Annotated in this window: 15 protein-coding genes; 8 read left to right on the top strand and 7 right to left on the bottom strand. The window is 60.0% G+C overall.

Translation table 11 applies throughout. The features are described from left to right. Positions 1-27: 27 nt before the first annotated feature. From GC177_09950 to xth, 4 genes are all read right to left on the bottom strand, one after another. Positions 28-213 (bottom strand): hypothetical protein, encoded by a 186-nt coding sequence (locus tag GC177_09950; protein ID MBI1276275.1) that lies wholly within the window; start codon positions 211-213, stop codon positions 28-30. Further along, a complete protein-coding gene (locus GC177_09955) occupies positions 206-3,322 on the bottom strand; it encodes an MMPL family transporter (GenBank protein MBI1276276.1) in 3,117 nt (1,038 codons plus the stop codon). Before GC177_09955 ends, GC177_09950 begins: the two co-directional genes overlap by 8 nt. 130 nt (positions 3,323-3,452) lie before the next feature. Then, the gene (locus GC177_09960) at positions 3,453-4,535 is read right to left on the bottom strand and encodes an efflux RND transporter periplasmic adaptor subunit (protein ID MBI1276277.1); all 1,083 of its coding nucleotides are present in this window, start codon (positions 4,533-4,535) and stop codon (positions 3,453-3,455) included. A gap of 124 nt (positions 4,536-4,659) precedes the next feature. Continuing rightward, complete coding sequence (gene xth, locus GC177_09965) at positions 4,660-5,454, bottom strand: exodeoxyribonuclease III (GenBank protein MBI1276278.1); 795 nt, start codon at positions 5,452-5,454, stop codon at positions 4,660-4,662. A gap of 27 nt (positions 5,455-5,481) precedes the next feature. Here xth and GC177_09970 point away from each other — a divergent pair, with 27 nt between their 5' ends. After that, complete coding sequence (locus GC177_09970) at positions 5,482-6,747, top strand: 2-octaprenyl-6-methoxyphenyl hydroxylase (protein MBI1276279.1); 1,266 nt, start codon at positions 5,482-5,484, stop codon at positions 6,745-6,747. Between the two features lies 1 nt (position 6,748). Here GC177_09970 and GC177_09975 read toward each other — a convergent pair whose 3' ends face one another. From GC177_09975 to GC177_09985, 3 genes are all read right to left on the bottom strand, one after another. Then, entirely contained in the window at positions 6,749-8,692 is a 1,944-nt protein-coding gene (locus tag GC177_09975; GenBank protein MBI1276280.1) for a response regulator, read from the bottom strand. 77 nt (positions 8,693-8,769) lie between these two features. Continuing rightward, positions 8,770-9,273, bottom strand: coding sequence for a hypothetical protein (locus GC177_09980; protein ID MBI1276281.1), 504 nt, complete (start codon positions 9,271-9,273; stop codon positions 8,770-8,772). Then, entirely contained in the window at positions 9,270-9,614 is a 345-nt protein-coding gene (locus tag GC177_09985; protein MBI1276282.1) for an accessory factor UbiK family protein, read from the bottom strand. Before GC177_09985 ends, GC177_09980 begins: the two co-directional genes overlap by 4 nt. A 43-nt stretch (positions 9,615-9,657) precedes the next feature. Between GC177_09985 and GC177_09990 the strand changes: the two genes are divergently transcribed. The 7 genes from GC177_09990 to GC177_10020 all read left to right on the top strand — a co-directional run bounded on the left by GC177_09990 (position 9,658) and on the right by GC177_10020 (position 15,635). After that, entirely contained in the window at positions 9,658-10,479 is an 822-nt protein-coding gene (locus GC177_09990; GenBank protein MBI1276283.1) for a prolipoprotein diacylglyceryl transferase, read from the top strand. Positions 10,480-10,499: 20 nt separating this feature from the next. Beyond that, positions 10,500-11,447: a TerC/Alx family metal homeostasis membrane protein gene (locus GC177_09995; protein ID MBI1276284.1), complete on the top strand. Its 948-nt coding sequence runs from the start codon at positions 10,500-10,502 to the stop codon at positions 11,445-11,447. Continuing rightward, entirely contained in the window at positions 11,444-12,742 is a 1,299-nt protein-coding gene (locus GC177_10000; protein ID MBI1276285.1) for an MFS transporter, read from the top strand. Before GC177_09995 ends, GC177_10000 begins: the two co-directional genes overlap by 4 nt. Positions 12,743-12,747: 5 nt before the next feature. Next, on the top strand, positions 12,748-13,290 hold the full coding sequence (locus GC177_10005; protein MBI1276286.1) for a superoxide dismutase family protein: 543 nt from the start codon (positions 12,748-12,750) through the stop codon (positions 13,288-13,290). Between the two features lie 167 nt (positions 13,291-13,457). Beyond that, on the top strand, positions 13,458-13,865 hold the full coding sequence (locus GC177_10010; GenBank protein ID MBI1276287.1) for an HIT domain-containing protein: 408 nt from the start codon (positions 13,458-13,460) through the stop codon (positions 13,863-13,865). 52 nt (positions 13,866-13,917) lie between these two features. Next, positions 13,918-15,033, top strand: coding sequence for an alanine dehydrogenase (ald, locus tag GC177_10015; GenBank protein MBI1276288.1), 1,116 nt, complete (start codon positions 13,918-13,920; stop codon positions 15,031-15,033). Further along, positions 15,033-15,635 (top strand): hypothetical protein, encoded by a 603-nt coding sequence (locus GC177_10020; protein ID MBI1276289.1) that lies wholly within the window; start codon positions 15,033-15,035, stop codon positions 15,633-15,635. The genes ald and GC177_10020 overlap by 1 nt, the downstream gene beginning before the upstream one ends. Positions 15,636-15,683 lie beyond the last annotated feature (48 nt).

The raw sequence follows: 15,683 nt of genomic DNA on the forward strand, positions 1-15,683 counted from the left end.
CCTTTTTTTCATACTAGCCCTGCTCTCTCACCCCATCAAGCAGCCAATGCCATAGCAGCGGTGAAGGATGAAATGGAACCAGGCCCATAGAAGCAGGTCAGCGGCAGCGAGGGCCAATAATATGGGAGGCGCATAGCGGCGAATGATGAACCATGCGCCGTCGCGGCAAAGCTGGCGTGGGGCGATGCCGAGATCGTGCTGGCGCTTACGCATGATCCGGGTGTTCCTCATCTTCGCGCTTGAGCTCGCGGGCGATCTCTTCCGGCGAGCGGGTGTTGCGGGCGAGTGTCTGGTACGCCACGGGCACGATGGTGAGTGTCATGAGGGTGGCGATGGTGACGCCGAAGACCACCACGGTGCCGATGACCTGCCTGCTTTCCGCCCCCGCCCCGTGCGAGATAGCCAGCGGAACGGCGCCCATGACGGTGGCGAGCGAGGTCATGATGATGGGGCGCAGGCGGCGGGAGGCAGCTTCCACCAGTGCATCACGAAAGCTCATGCCCGCATCGCGCAGCTGGTTGGCGAACTCGACGATAAGAATGCCGTTTTTGGTGGCAAGGCCGACGAGCATGATCATGCCGATCTGGCTGTAGATGTTGATGCTGAGGCCGGTGAGGAACAGGCCGATCAGGCCGCCCGCCAAGGCAAGGGGCACGGTGAACATGATGACACCGGGGTGGACGAAACTTTCAAACTGCGCGGCCAGCACCAGATAGACCACCAGCAGCGCCATGATGAAAGTGAAAATGATGTCCGACCCGGCACGCTGGTATTCGAGCGATTCGCCCTTGTAGTCAATGATGGCGTCGGGTGCGGTTTCACGTGCTGTTTTCACCAGGTATTGCAATGCATCGCCAAGGGCATAGCCATTGGTGAGGTTGGCGGTGATGGTGATGGCGCGCATGCGGTTGTAGCGCGGCAGGGTGGCGGCATCGGCCACTTCGGTGATGGAGATGAGGTTGGAGAGCGGGATGAGTTCGTTGGTGGTTTGCGAGCGGACGTAGATGTTGTCGACATCTGCCACGCTTTGCGCTTTGGTGCGGTCGCCTTCGAGGATCACGTCATATTCCTCGCCCTCTTTCATGAAGGTGGTGACGTGAGATTCGCCCAGCATGGTCTCCAGCGCGCCGCCGATGCTTTCGGCTGGCACGCCCAGGTCGCCGGCGCGGGTGGTGTCGATCTTCACCAGCAATTGCGGTTTGGTTTCCTTGTAGTCGGCATCGAGGTTGGTGAGGCCGGGATTGTCCCTCGCCTTTTCCAGAATGGCATCGCGCCAGGCGGCGAGCTGGGCGAATTCCGCCCCGCCGAGCACGAACTGCACTGGGGATTCCGTCCGTTGACCAAAGGCGCGGCGCTGGACGGGAAACACTTTCACTTCCGGAATGGTGGAAAGTTTCGGCATGACGGAGGCGATGATTTTGTCGATCGTCCGACGTTTGCCCCAGTCATCCAGCACCACGATGACCATGCCGCTGTTGACGGCATCGGCCGAGCTGAAACTGCCGGGGATGCGCGTCATCAACTGCACGGCGTCGCCTTTGTGGGTTTTGTCACCCAGCAGGGGCAGCAGGATGGACTCCACCTTGTTCATGTTCTCGGTCATCTTGCTCATGGTGGTGCCTTCGTCGGCCTGGGCCATGATATTGAAGGCGCCGCGATCTTCGGTCGGGGCGAATTCCTTGGGAATCATCGCATAAAGCCCCCCGCAGAGACCGAGCACGACCAGCACCAGCAGCCAGGTGAAAAGCGGGCGATCCAGCGAACGGATGAGGAGGTTGCGGTAGTTATTCTGAAGGCGCTCGAACACCCTGTCCACCCAGAGGGAAATACGGGCGGGCTTCATGTCGTTTTTCAAAAATTTGGATGCCATGACCGGTGACAGCGTGAGCGCCACCAGCGCAGAGAACAGCACCGAACCCGCCACCGCCACGGCGAATTCCACAAACAATCTCCCCACATTGCCCTGCAAAAAGCCGAGCGGGGCGAACACGGCGGCAAGCACCAGCGAGGTGGCGACCACGGCAAACCCAACCTGGCGCGTGCCGCGATAGGCGGCCAGCAGCGGCGGCTCGCCCTGTTCCATACGGTGGGCAATGTTTTCCAGCACCACGATGGCGTCGTCCACCACCAGGCCGATGGCGAGAATCAATGCCAGCAGCGTGAGGATGTTGACCGAATAACCCAGCGCATACAGCAGAATGAAACTGCCCAGCAGCGACACAGGCACCGTGACGGCGGGAATGAGCATGGCACGCGCCGTGCCAAGGAAGCAGAAGATAATGCCCACAACCAGAAAGGCGGCAATGCCGAGCGTGAGGTACACCTCGTGCACGGAATATTCGATGAAGACGGAGGTGTCGTAACTCTGCATGATTTTGATGTTGGGGGGCAGGCGATCGGACAGTTCCTTGACGCGCTGCTTGACGCCACGCGCCACCGCCAGCGCGTTGGCGGTGGATTGCTTAATGATGCCAACCCCCACCCGCTGCTTGCCGTTGGAGCGCAGGAAGGAACGGTCCTCCTCCGGCCCGAGTTCCACGCGCGCCACTTCGCCCAGGCGGGTCAAGTGGCCATCCTTGCCTTTGGAAATGACGAGCGAGGAAAATTCCCGCGGGGTGCGGTAGGCGCGTTCGGCGCGCACGGTGAATTCGCGCTCCACACTCTCGATGCGCCCAGCGGGAAGCTCCACATTCTCGCGCCTGAGGGCGCTTTCGATGTCCGCCACCGTGAGGCCGCGCGCGGCAAGCTGAAGCCTGTCCAGCCAGATGCGCATGGCAAAGCGCGAGCCACCGGCCACGCGCACACGCGCCACGCCATCGACGGTGGCCAGCGCATCCACCAGGTAACGTTCGGCATAGTCGGTGAGTTCGGTGGTGGACATGTTGTCGCTGATGAGGCTGAACCAGACGATCACGTCCGTGTTGGCATCGACCTTATAAATCTCGGGCGGTTCGGCCTCGTCGGGCAAATCCTTCACCGCGCGCGAAAGGCGCTCGCGCACGTCGTTGGCGGCAGCGTCGATATCGCGGCTCAGTTCAAATTCAATGGTGATGGAGGACTGGCCGTCGCGGCTGTTGGAGCTGATGTTCTTGATGCCTTCAATGCCGCTGACGCGGTCTTCCAGCAGGCGGGTGATGCGCGATTCCACCACGGCGGCGGAGGCGCCACGGTAGATCGTATCCACCGAAACGACCGGCGGGTTGATGTCGGGATATTCACGCAATGGCAATTTGGTGAAAGAAATAATGCCGAACACGGCAATCAACAGATTGACCACAATCGCAAAAACAGGCCGTTTGACCGACAGATCGGATAGTAGCATGCGTGGCTCCTGTGGGGGACGCGGGGCTCTGCCCCGCACCCTGCCAGGGGACTAGTCCCCTGGGACCCCGTATTTCTTTGGTTTACCCCCATTTCAAGGGGGTAAACCAAAGAATAGGAAGTGCAGGAGGCTAGCCTCCTGTCGGGGGTGTGGGGGCAGCGCCCCCGCGTTCTTCCATCGGCTTCACGCCTGCGCCGTCCTTCAGGCGGATGGCGCCTTCGGTGACGATGCGGTCGCCGGGGTTGAGGCCTTTGGTGATCTCCACCAGTCCGGGGCGGCGCGCGCCGGTTTCGACGGCGATGCGTTTGACGGTTTTGCCGTCGGCATTGAGTTTATAGACAAAATGCTGGGTGGCGAGTGCGGTGATGGCGCTTTCGGGGATGGCGATGACTTCGCGCGCGGGGCCGGTGAGGATGAGCGACATGAGCATGCCGGGCTTGAGCAGATTGTCGGGGTTTTCGAAGATGGCGCGGATGGTAATGGCGCGGGTGGCGGGGTCCACCCGGTTATCAAGGCTGGCGATGGTGCCCTGGAACTCCTTGCCCGGCCAGGCGCGGGTAACGGCCTGCACCTGCATGCCGACGGCGAGCTTGGAAAGAAATTCCTCCGGCACGCTGGCATCCACTTTGATGCGGCTGGTATCGGCGATGGAGGCGACGACCTGACCGGGCGTCACCAGGCTGCCGGGGCTGACCTTGCGAAGGCCGATGATGCCGTTAAAGGGCGCGGAAATGACGCGGTCGCCCAGGCGGGAACGGGCGGCGTCGGCGCGGGCGCGGGCTTCTTCAAAACGGGCGCGGCGCTGGTCCTTCTGGGCCTTGGGGATGGCGGCGAGGGAAATATCCTTTACGCGGTTATATTCGCGGCTGGCATCGGCCAGGGTGGCCTGGGCCTCCGCCAGCTCGGCGGCGGCTTCGTTGGTGGAAAGCACCACCAGCGGATCGCCCGCGTTGACGGCCTGACCTTCCTCGAATTTGACGTCGGCGACTTTTTCAGTGATGCGGGCGGTGAGGTCCACCTGCTCATTCGCCAGGGCGGTGCCGACGGCTTCCAGCATGTCCCCCCATTGAGAGGGCTGGACGGTGGCCAGTTTCACGGGCGCGTCCGACGGGCCCTTTTTCATTTCCTCACCCGAAGGCCAGAAGCGCCAGACCAGCGCGGCCGCAACCACCAACAACAGAATCATGACCACAGGGTGGCGGGATGGCTTCAAGATCGGTTTCCTCGCTTAGAATCCATCAAGCTTAGAAAGCTTATCCGGTTTATACAACCTTAAGCGCCCCAATCCTTCGGTGGGGGATGAAAAAATTTTCCTCCCATTGAAATATATTGATTTATTATCCTTCCAGCACGGCCAGCACGGGCACGTGGTCGGAGGGCTGGGTCCATCCGCGCGGGGCGCGGGGCATGTGGGCGGCTTTGAGCTGGGGCTTGAGGGCGGGGGAAAGCCAGACATGGTCGAGGCGGCGGCCTTTGTCGGCGGCGTCCCAGTCACGCGCGCGGTAGCTCCACCAGCTGTAGGCTTTTTCGTGGTGGGGAATGAATTCGCGCACGCTGTCCACCCAGCCGATTGTGTGTTGCAGGCGGGTGAGTTTTTCCACCTCAATGGGGGTGTGGCTGACAACATCGAGCAGCTGCTTGTGGCTCCAGACATCATGCTCGAGCGGGGCGATGTTGAAATCGCCCAGGATGATGGAAGTCGTGTCCTTGTTCAGCTTGTCGCTCCATTCGCTGAGGGCATCCAGCACATCCAGCTTCATCTTGAATTTTGGATTCTCGTTCACGTCGGGGATGTCGCCGCCGGCGGGGATGTAAAGATTGTGCAGGCGGGTGCCGTCGGGAAGCGTGGCGGCGATGTGGCGCTTCTGGTTGGTGCCCGCATGGTTGATGGTTTCCATGTCCTTCAGAGGAAGGCGTGAGAGGATGGCAACGCCATTGTAGGATTTCTCACCACTATGCATCACGTGCTCATAACCCAGCGCCTTGATGCCCTCGAGCGGGAAGTGCATGTCCTCGCATTTGATTTCCTGCAGGCAAAGGACGTCGGGGTTGAACTGCTGAACCATTTGCGCCACCAGCGGCATACGGAGGCGGACGGAGTTGATGTTCCAGCTGGCAATGGTGATGGGCATGGCGCTCGGTCTTTGTTGTGGAGGTGGATGGATGCTACTATAGTCAGGCAATTCATCATGCATAGGGCCCTTATGGTGCAGAGCCGGAAAATCGTGATCGCGGGTGGTGGAATGGTCGGACTGGCGCAGGCGCTGGCCTTTGCCGAGCGTGGGATTGCCAGCATCGTGATCGAGCCGCAGCCATACAAGGCGCAGCTTGCGCGCGGGTTCGACGGGCGCACGAGCGCCATTGCGCTTGGCTCGGCCCGGTGGCTGGAGGGCATCGGCGTGTGGCGGCACTTGAAGGCCCATGCCTGCCCTATTCAGGATATTCGCATCACCGATAATGAGGTGGGCAAGGGAGCAAGCTCGCTGTTTGTGCATTACGACCATCGGGAGGCCACCGATGAAGGTGAACCAATGGGGTATATCGCCGAGAACCGGTATATTCGCACCGCCCTGCATCAGTCAGCCGTTGCAGAGCCGTTGATCGACATCCGCGAAGGGTTCAGCGCCGAGGCCATGCGCGCCTTTAAAAGCCATGCCGTGCTGGAGCTGAATGACGGGAGCGAACTGGAAACACCGCTGGTGGTGGTGGCCGAAGGGCGCGCCTCCAAACTGCGGACGCAGGCGGGTATTCGCATTCATGAAACGCCTTATGGCCAGACGGCGATCGTGGCGACGATCGCGCATGAGAAGCCGCATCATTTCGTGGCGCAGGAACGGTTCTATCCGGCCGGGCCGTTTGCCATCCTGCCCATGCTGCCGCCGCATGACGTGAGCGTGCCGCTGCTGCATTGCTCCTCCATCGTCTGGACGGAACATGGACGGTTTGCGGCTAAATTTGCCGCGCTGCCCGAAGAAGCGTTCATGGGTGAAGTGCGGCGGCGGTTCGGGGATTTTCTGGGCGGGCTGGCGCTGGTGAAGCCGGTGTTCGCCTATCCGCTCAGCTGCATGACGGCCAACCGCATCACGGCGGAGCGGCTGGCGCTGGTGGGGGATTCCGCCCACCGTATGCACCCGATTGCCGGGCAAGGGCTGAATCTCGGATTGCGCGATGCGATGGAGCTTGCCGAGCGGCTTGCTGGGCAGCATGCATACGGCCTAGACTTAGGCAGCGCCGATGTGCTGGCGGCCTATGATAAGGCAAGGCAGTTCGATATTCACAGCATGATCGGCTTTACGCATCATTTGAACGGATTGTTCGCCAATGACGATGCGGTGCTGCGCACCGGGCGCAGACTTGGCATGGGGCTGGTGGAACAGCTGCCGCCGGTCAAGAAACTGATGATGCGCCGGGCGATGGGGCTGTAAATCAGGCTGCCGACGTGGTGTTCAGCGGCATGTCCTCCTGGGCTTTGAGCCATTGATCTTTGATGATCTTGCCGACATCGTAAAATTTATAGGGCTTGGTCAGGATGCCGTCGATACCGGAATGGATGCAGTTCTCGGTGGTTTCGGGCTCCACATCCGCCGTGCAGGCGATGATGATGGGCTCGGGCGAATGCATGCCCAGCGCCCGGATGGCGCGGGCGGTGGTGAAGCCGTCCATGGCGGGCATGTGCAGATCCAGCAACATGACATCGCAGGGGTCTTCCTGCACGCTGCGTACGGCCTCCTCGCCGCTGGCAACGACGGTGACATGCCGGAAGCCAAGCTTTTTCAATGCCTGAATGGCCACCAGCTGATTGACGGAATTATCTTCCACCACCAGCACGCGCAGCGCGCCGGGGCGCCAGGAGTCACGCAGCTTGGCCTTGGCCTCGGCCAGCTCCTGCTCATCGGCAATCGCCAGGCGCAGGGTGAACCAGAAAGTAGCGCCGGTGCCCTCCTCACTGATGACGCCGATCTCGCCGTTCATCAGGTGCACCAGCTCTTTGCAGATGGCCAGACCAAGGCCGGTGCCGCCGTAGCGGCGGGTAGTGGAGCTGTCGCCCTGGGTGAATTTCTCGAAAATATCGGCCTGACGGTTTTTGGGCACGCCGATGCCCGTATCCGTCACTTCCACACGCAGCCATGCCTCGGACGGGGATAGCTGATCGCAATGAAGGGCCAGTGTGATGACGCCCTGATGGGTGAATTTGGCTGCATTGCCGAGCAGGTTGAGCATCACCTGGCGGATTTTTACCTCATCGCCCAGAAGAAGATTGGGCAGTTCGTCATCCAGTTTGCATTCCACCGTCACCTTGCTCTCATCCGTGCGGGAGCGCATGAGGTCCACGGCATCCTGCGCGATGGCGCGCAGGTTGAAGGGGCGCTGGCTAAGGGTGATGTGGCCGGATTCTATCTTGGAGAAATCCAGCACCTCGTTGATGAGGCCGAGAAGGTGATCCGCCGAATGCTGGATGACCTCGGCGTAATGTTTGCTTTCCTTGCCGAGGCGGCTTTCAGCAAGCAGTTGAGCCATACCGATGATGCCATTGATCGGCGTGCGGATTTCATGACTGATGTTGGCAATGAAATGGCTTTTGGCAAGGCTGGCGGATTCCGCCTGACGAAGGGAAATTTCCAGATCCTGCATGGTGCTGGCCAGCTTGACCTCGGCCTCAATCGCGCGGATGCGCCAGCGATAGACGCCAAGCGTCATCATGCAGGCGGCAATAACGGCGGCAATGACGCCCCAGAGGCCCGCCATGCGTACGCCGTTCATCTGCTGCTGGTAAGTGCGGATATCCACATCCACCCCGGCGACGGCGACGAGCTCGTGATTGCTGTTATACACCGGCGCATAGCCACTGACGAAGGTGCCCCATTTGTCGATGGTGGGATCCTGCGAGCTGGTGACGGTTTTTTCGTCAAAGGCGCGTGCAAGGCCAGGATCGGAGGTTTTTTCATCGTATTGTTCCATGATCTGGGATTTGTCGTTGACGCCGTCATGGTCGGCGTCGCCATCGGGGACGGAGTCCAGCACGAAGTAATATTGACCGTCGCGGCGGATCAAGGTGTAGGTGTAGGCCACACGGTTGAAACTGTTGCGCACCCTGGCCAGGCCTTTGATGGCCTCGGCATATTCGGGCGTGTTTTTCTGCTCGGGCCGGGTGAAGGTGCCGTGCAGGTCGCCATCCACGTTGCTGGCGGCGAATTCGGCAATGCCCTGAATGTAGGTGTGCAGCTGCAACGCCATGGCCGATGCCGCGCTGCGATAGACGATCAGCGACGCGCCGAGCGCAAGGGCAAGCACCAGAAAGCCGAGCGTGGCGGCTTCCATTACGGCTTTGCGATGCGGTGTCTTCTGGTTGTTCACAGGCAGTTCCGGCATGTTATGCCTTTGGTTTTACTCCCGCAGGATTAAGCTAGGGTAAACCGCATCTTTATGTGTGTGCATGTTTGGACGGATCAGGCTTCGCCGATCGTGTCAAATACCGCTATTTCAAGGGCTTCCTTGGGGGTGCGGCCACCCCAGATGAGGGATTGCAGCGCCGGATAAAAGCGCTCGCATTCCACAATGGCGGTATCCATGAAATTCTCGACCTGTTCGGAGGAGAGGCTTTCGGCCCCGGCCATGAGCAGGGTCTGGCGGAAATAGACAGCGCATTCCTCCTGGCTGAAGGCGAAATGGCCGAGCAGCAGGCGCTCGTTAACGCGGGCGAGCAGCTCATAGATGGCGGGGTGGAGCTTGTCCGGCACACGTGCGCCGAAATGCCAGGCAAAGAGCAGCGCGCCCTCCTCCTCACGCCAGAGGCACCAGAGCTTGAGCTCGCACCAATGGGTCAGGCCTTCGGCCACGATGGCATCGTCCATCGTGCGGTCAAAGGGCAATTCGCGGCTGGTAAGCACGAATTCCACGACTTCCATCGGGTCGGATGCCCGACGGTTGGATTCGATTGCGGTCTGGGTCATTTCTTTTCGGCAGTCTTTTTGGCGGAGGTGGAGGCCGGTTTGGACGCGGCGGGGCTTTTGCTTTCCCCTTTGCCCTCGAGGGCTTCGATACGATGCAGAAGGGCCAGCTGCTGCTGACGGCTTTCGGCCAGCATGGCGCGCAGCAGGTCGACCTCTTCCCGCGTGGGAAGGTCCAGACCGGCAAGCCAGTCCTGCAAGTGCTGCTTGAAACGCTGCTCGGCCTCCTGACGCACGGTGCCGGCCGATGACAGCGCGGAGCCGAACAGCTTGGAAGCATCCTCGAACAGTTTTTGCCAGGCGGGGTTGGTCATTTCGTTCCTTTGGGCATTCCTTTGTGGCATTTCTTTGCAGAGCGAACTATGCCATAGGGCAAATCATCCGTGGATGCCAGTAAAAATGTTAACTTTTCCCGCCCTCGACCCCGTCGCCATCCATATACTCGGTTTCGGCATACGCTGGTATGCACTGGCCTATCTGGCCGGGGTGGTGCTGGGATGGGTGATCGTGCGCCGGGTGGCGGGGCACGGGCCGCTGGCCTTATCCAAGGAAATGGTGGATGACCTGGTGTTTTACGTGGTGCTGGGCGTGGTGCTGGGCGGAAGGCTCGGTTACGTGCTGTTTTACCAGCTCGGGCATTATCTGGAGAATCCGGCCAATATCCTCCGCATCTGGCAGGGAGGCATGTCCTTCCATGGCGGTTTGGCGGGGGTGCTGATTGCCAGTGCGCTGTTTGCCCGCAAATACAAGCTGCCCTTTTTGCGCGTGACGGATGTGCTGGCGCTGGTGACGCCGATCGGGCTGTTTTTCGGAAGGCTTGCGAATTTTGTGAATGGCGAGCTGGTGGGACGCCCCACCGGGAGCGACTGGGGCATGGTATTCCCACAGGTGGACATGCTGCCGCGCCACCCCAGCCAGCTTTACGAAGCCGGGCTGGAAGGGCTGTTGCTCGGGCTGATCCTGATGATCGCCTACCGCAGGGGCGCATTTCGGCATGTGGGGATGATGGGCGGACTGTTCCTGGCCGGTTATGCCATCGCCCGCATGAGCGCCGAATGTTTCCGCGAGCCGGATGCTTTCCTCGGCCCCATCGTCGGGCCCATCACCATGGGGCAGCTTTTGTCGATGCCGATGCTTGCGGCGGGGCTCTGGCTGGTTTACCAAGGACGCCAGGATCGATTTTTCAACCCGCGCAAGATTGAGTCATAAACGTGGATCAGCCGCTTTGGATGTTATGGGTATTCTTGGGCACCGTGGTGGCGCTGCTGGTGCTGGATCTCGGCGTGCTGCACCGCAAGCCCAAGATCATGGGCATTCGCGACAGTCTGTACCTGACCTTCTTTTACGTGGTCATCGGCGTGGTGTTTGGCGGATGGATATGGATGACGATCGGCGCGGATGCCGCGCGGGATTATTACACGGCCTATATCGTGGAAAAGAGCCTGTCGCTCGATAACGTCTTCGTGATTTCCATCATCTTTTCTTATTTCAACATTCCGCGTCAGTATCAGCACCGGGTGCTGCTGTGGGGCGTCATCGGCGTGGTGATGCTGCGCGGGATCGCCATTTCGCTGGGCGATGCGGTGCTGGAGCAGTTTCATTGGGTGCTCTATCTCTTCGGCGCGTTCCTGGTGTGGACGGGCGGCAAGATGCTGCTGATGTTCGGTAACGATGATGATGAATTCAAGGTGGAAGGCAACAAAGTACTGGCCTTCCTGCATAAACACCTGCATGTGACGGAAGAGCTGCACGGGCAGAAATTTTTTGTGCGCGCGCCGTCGCCGGAAAACCCGGAGAAAAAAATCAACTGGGCCACGCCGCTCTTCGTGTGCCTGGTGATGGTGGAATGCGCGGACCTTATCTTCGCCGTGGACAGCATCCCGGCGGTATTTGCCATCACACAGGATTCCTACATCGTTTATACCAGCAATATCCTGGCCATTCTGGGCCTGCGCGCGCTTTACTTCATGCTGGCGGCGATGGTGCACCGGTTCCATTACCTGAAATTCGCCCTGGCGCTTGTGCTGGTGTTCATCGGCGCGAAAATCTTCCTGGGCTTTTTCGGCATCCATTTGTCCGCGCTGTTTTCCTTTGTGGCCACGCTTGGCACGCTGACGGCGGGCGTGGTGGTGTCGCTTGCTAAAACGCGTGAACCTAAAGCCGCGAAAACGGAATGAGTGCCACACCCACCAGCGCAAAAGCGGGCTGGCGCGGGTTTGCCAGCAAACGCGTGGCGGTGGTGGTGTTTTTGGGATTCGTCAGCGGATTGCCGCTGGCGCTCAGTTTCAGCACCCTGACGGCATGGCTGAAGGAATCCGGCATTGACCGCACCACAATCGGGCTGTTTGCTTCGGTAGGCACCCCTTATGCGTTGAAATTTCTCTGGTCGCCCCTGGTGGACGGCATCAAGCTGCCCTGGCTGTGCGACCGTTTCGGCCGCCGTCGTGGCTGGCTGTTTTTCGCGCAGATGATGGTGGTGGCGGCTATGCTGCTGCTCGGCTCCAACGACCCGTCGGTTAATCCCTGGCTGACGGCGATGTTCGCCCTGATGCTGGCGACGGCATCGGCCACGCAGGATATCGTGATCGACGCCTACCGCATCGAACTGCTGGAAGCGGAGGAGCAAGGCCCCGGCTCGGCGGCAGTGCAGCTGGGATACCGGCTTGGCATGCTGGCATCGGGCGGCGGGGCACTGGCACTGGCGGAACTGACCAGCTGGCAGATGACCTACACGATCATGGCCTGCCTGATGGGTATCGGCACGGTGGCGGCATTGATTGGCGGGGAGCCGGAAAAGACGCCGCCCTTCCCCATCATTGACCGGAAGCTGCCCCTGGCGGAACGCGTGCGAAGCTGGGCACGTTGTGCGGTGCTGGAGCCTTTCCGTGATTTTCTGAAACATGACGGAGCCTGGTGGATTTTGCTGTTCGTGCTGCTGTTCAAGCTGGGGGATGCGTTCCTCGGCGCGATGGCGAATGTGTTTTATCTCGATATCGGTTTTTCCAAGCTGGAAGTGGCGCAGGTGGTGAAGGTGTTCGGCCTGGGAGCAACGCTGCTTGGATTGACGGCGGGGGCATGGCTTTCGCGCCGCATCGGCGTGGTGAAGGCGCTGTGGTTCAGCGGCATCGCCCTGATGCTGGCCAACCTGCTTTATGTGGTGCAGGCGCTGAAGGGAAATGACCTGCAGATGCTGCACATCACCATCGGGCTGGATAACTTCTTCGGCGGGATGGATGCGGCCGTGTTTGTCGCCTTTATCTCTCGGTTGTGCAATGCACGTTTCACCGCCACGCAATATGCGCTGCTTTCCTCGCTGGCGGCGGTGGGGCGCACGCAGCTTTCCGCCGGGGCGGGTTATGTGTCCGACCAAGTGGGCTGGCCGGTCTTTTTCCTGATTGCCAGCTCGCTGGCCTTGCCTGGATTGCTGCTGCTGTTTAAAGTTCAACGCCTCTGGCATGAAACCAAGGAGTAACGACCATGAAATATGTTCTATCCGTTCTGGCCCTGATGGGCATTGCCACCCTGCCGCTGGCCGCGCAGGCCGAGCAGGCGAAAGCGACCTTTGTTGACGCCAAGGGCAAGGAAGTGGGAAGCGCTACCCTGGAAGATACCCAGGAAGGCGTGCTGATCAAAATCGACGCCATGCTGCCACCGGGCGAGCATGCGTTCCATATCCATGAAAAGGGTGAGTGCAAGGAGCCGGACTTCAAAAGCGCGGGCGGGCACTTTAACCCGAACAAGCATGAACATGGGCTGCATAACCCCAAGGGCGCGCATTCCGGCGATATGCCGAACCTGATGGTGCCCGCCAACGGCAAGCTGGTGCAGCAGGTGCTCAACACCACGGTAACCGTTCAGCAATTGCTGGATGAAGACGGCAGCGCGCTGATGGTGCATGCGAAGGCCGATGATTACAGCAGCGACCCCGCCGGCAACGCGGGCGACCGTATCGCCTGCGCGCCGGTGACCAAGGCGCCTGATATTCAGGAGGCCACCAAGAAGACTGGCGCTGGAAAATAAATGCGTTAATCTGTGGGTCGATCGACACAGACGGGGGTTCCATGCCTGCTTCATCCAACAGCAAAACCAAGGCGACCAAGGTCGCGGTGGATACCAAACCGGTGCCAGCGGTTACCAGCAAGGCGAAAAAAATCGGCAATGAGCATTTTCACCTTCACCCGGACCTGATGAAAGACACGGCCTGGGTGGGTGATTTGCCGCTCTGCCGCGTGTTGCTGATGAATAATCGCCTGTTTCCTTGGATTATCCTGGTGCCGAGGCAGGAAGACCTGCGCGAGTTGATCGACCTCAATGTGGTGGACCTGCACCGGCTGGTGGATGAAATTGCCGTGACCAGCAAGGTGATGAACGAGATCGTCAACCCCGACAAACTCAACGTGGCGGCGCTGGGCAACCAGGTTTCGCAGCTGCATGTGCATGTGGTGGGCCGCCTGCAAAGCGACTCTGCCTGGCCAAACCCGGTCTGGGGCGAAGGAAGCGAGCCTTATCGCCGCAACGAAGCCATGCAAATTTTGCAGATGCTTCAAAAGACGTTTGCGTCTAAAGAAAGGCTCTTCGTTCTGCCTAACCCGTAATACCGTTTTATACCATACCCTTATAATATTCTTCCACATTAAGAGGTTGTCCATGCTGATTGGGGTTCCCAAGGAAATTAAGAATAACGAGTTTCGCGTCTCCACCTCCCCGGCCGGTGTGGCTGAACTGGTGCACCATGGCCACCAGGTGATTGTGGAAACGAAAGCCGGGCATGCGATTGGTTTTGACGATTCCCAGTATCAAGCCGCGGGCGCCAAAATCGCCGCCAGCGCGGAAGAAGTGTTCGCCCGCGCCGACATGATCGTGAAGGTGAAAGAGCCGCAGCCGGTGGAATGCAAGATGCTGCGCGAAGGCCAGGTGATTTTCTGCTACCTCCACCTTGCCGCCGACCCGAAACAGGCCGAGCTTTTGATGGAATCCAAATCGGTGGCCATCGCATTCGAGACGGTGACGCATAGCGACGGCACGCTGCCGCTGCTGACGCCGATGAGCGAAGTGGCGGGCCGTCTTTCCATTCAGGCCGGTGCCAATGCATTGGAAAAAGTCAAAGGCGGACGCGGCGTGCTGCTTTCCGGCGTCACCGGCGTGGCCCCAGGCAAGGTCGTCGTGATCGGCGGCGGCGTGGTGGGCACGAATGCAGCTTATGTCGCCGCAGGCATGGGTGCCGATGTGGTGGTGCTCGACAAATCCCTGAAGCGCCTGCGCCAGCTGGATGAGATTTTCAGCGGCCGCATCAAGGCCATTTATTCCACCCAGGCCGCGCTGGAAGAGCACCTGCAGGAAGCCGACCTCGTGGTGGGCGCCGTGTTGATTCCAGGTGCTTCGGCTCCGAAGCTGATCCGTCGCGAGCATCTGGCGAAAATGAAGCGCGGCTCGGTGATTGTGGATGTTGCTATCGACCAGGGCGGCTGCACGGAAATGAGCAAGGCGACGACCCATGCCGAGCCGGTCTATGACGTGGACGGCATCATCCTGTATTGCGTGGCGAACATGCCGAGCGCGGTGGCTCGCAGCTCTTCCCAGGCGCTGGAAAACGCCATCCTCCCCTACACGCTGGCGCTGGCCGGAAAAGGCTACCGCACGGCGCTGCGCGAGGATGCGCATTTCCGCAACGGGTTGAACGTGTGCCAGGGCCGCATCACGCATGAGGCGGTGGCCGGCGCGCTGAAGCTGGATTACACGCCTGCGACGGTGATGCTTGGGTAATGGCGGAGGTCAAGCGCATCTGCGTGGTGATTAAGCCTACGGAAACAGGGCTTATTGATGCGCTGCCGGATGCGCTGCTTGACTCGTTGTTTGAAAAAGACCCGGTATTCTTTCGCTCTTTCAAAGCAGCCAATGATATTGATCAGGCAGTGATTGAAGGGTTTGACGATGAAATCGTCATCACCCTGCCTGAGGCAATGGCTTATCGTCTGATTGGTTTTTTGCAGGAACACCCGTTGGAAGGTGTGGCCGAATTTTATCCCGCCGAATTGACAAGTCGGCCGCCGGGCCCTCCGCCGGGGTTAAAGCATATCATGCTGCCATCGGGTTTTAAGACACATATTCTGAGCCACGTGCGCGAACAGAACCCCGACCATCAGCCATTGGCCAATTTGGTTCTGGATGCCATGACCAATCATAATGTGGACGGGCCCGGCTATTACGGTAAAACCGGATTTGATGCGGACCGGATTATCGGACAGCTCAACGCCTCCAACGGCCAGCCCCTGCTGGAATATGCCTTCGGCCTGATCGAGGATGAGGCCGTGCGGGCCGAGCTGGCCCGGGAGATGGGCTTCGGCCCCAAGGGCCTTTTGTCGTAATACCGCAACATTGATATGGTGAATTGCCTGCCATCAAAAAGCAGGGAC

The organism is bacterium, assembly GCA_016124905.1.
Classification (GTDB): Bacteria; Pseudomonadota; Alphaproteobacteria; order Rickettsiales; family RI-342; genus RI-342.

What these genes read in the sequence shown, in the direction of transcription:
- GC177_09950 (MBI1276275.1), bottom strand. Translation starts at nt 213, where the DNA reads ATGCGTAAGCGCCAGCACGATCTCGGCATCGCCCCACGCCAGCTTTGC.
- GC177_09955 (MBI1276276.1), bottom strand. Translation starts at nt 3,322, where the DNA reads ATGCTACTATCCGATCTGTCGGTCAAACGGCCTGTTTTTGCGATTGTG.
- xth (MBI1276278.1), bottom strand. Translation starts at nt 5,454, where the DNA reads ATGCCCATCACCATTGCCAGCTGGAACATCAACTCCGTCCGCCTCCGT.
- GC177_09970 (MBI1276279.1), top strand. Translation starts at nt 5,482, where the DNA reads ATGGATGCTACTATAGTCAGGCAATTCATCATGCATAGGGCCCTTATG.
- GC177_09975 (MBI1276280.1), bottom strand. Translation starts at nt 8,692, where the DNA reads ATGCCGGAACTGCCTGTGAACAACCAGAAGACACCGCATCGCAAAGCC.
- GC177_09980 (MBI1276281.1), bottom strand. Translation starts at nt 9,273, where the DNA reads ATGACCCAGACCGCAATCGAATCCAACCGTCGGGCATCCGACCCGATG.
- GC177_09985 (MBI1276282.1), bottom strand. Translation starts at nt 9,614, where the DNA reads ATGCCACAAAGGAATGCCCAAAGGAACGAAATGACCAACCCCGCCTGG.
- GC177_09990 (MBI1276283.1), top strand. Translation starts at nt 9,658, where the DNA reads ATGCCAGTAAAAATGTTAACTTTTCCCGCCCTCGACCCCGTCGCCATC.
- GC177_09995 (MBI1276284.1), top strand. Translation starts at nt 10,500, where the DNA reads ATGTTATGGGTATTCTTGGGCACCGTGGTGGCGCTGCTGGTGCTGGAT.
- GC177_10000 (MBI1276285.1), top strand. Translation starts at nt 11,444, where the DNA reads ATGAGTGCCACACCCACCAGCGCAAAAGCGGGCTGGCGCGGGTTTGCC.
- GC177_10005 (MBI1276286.1), top strand. Translation starts at nt 12,748, where the DNA reads ATGAAATATGTTCTATCCGTTCTGGCCCTGATGGGCATTGCCACCCTG.
- GC177_10010 (MBI1276287.1), top strand. Translation starts at nt 13,458, where the DNA reads ATGAAAGACACGGCCTGGGTGGGTGATTTGCCGCTCTGCCGCGTGTTG.
- ald (MBI1276288.1), top strand. Translation starts at nt 13,918, where the DNA reads ATGCTGATTGGGGTTCCCAAGGAAATTAAGAATAACGAGTTTCGCGTC.
- GC177_10020 (MBI1276289.1), top strand. Translation starts at nt 15,033, where the DNA reads ATGGCGGAGGTCAAGCGCATCTGCGTGGTGATTAAGCCTACGGAAACA.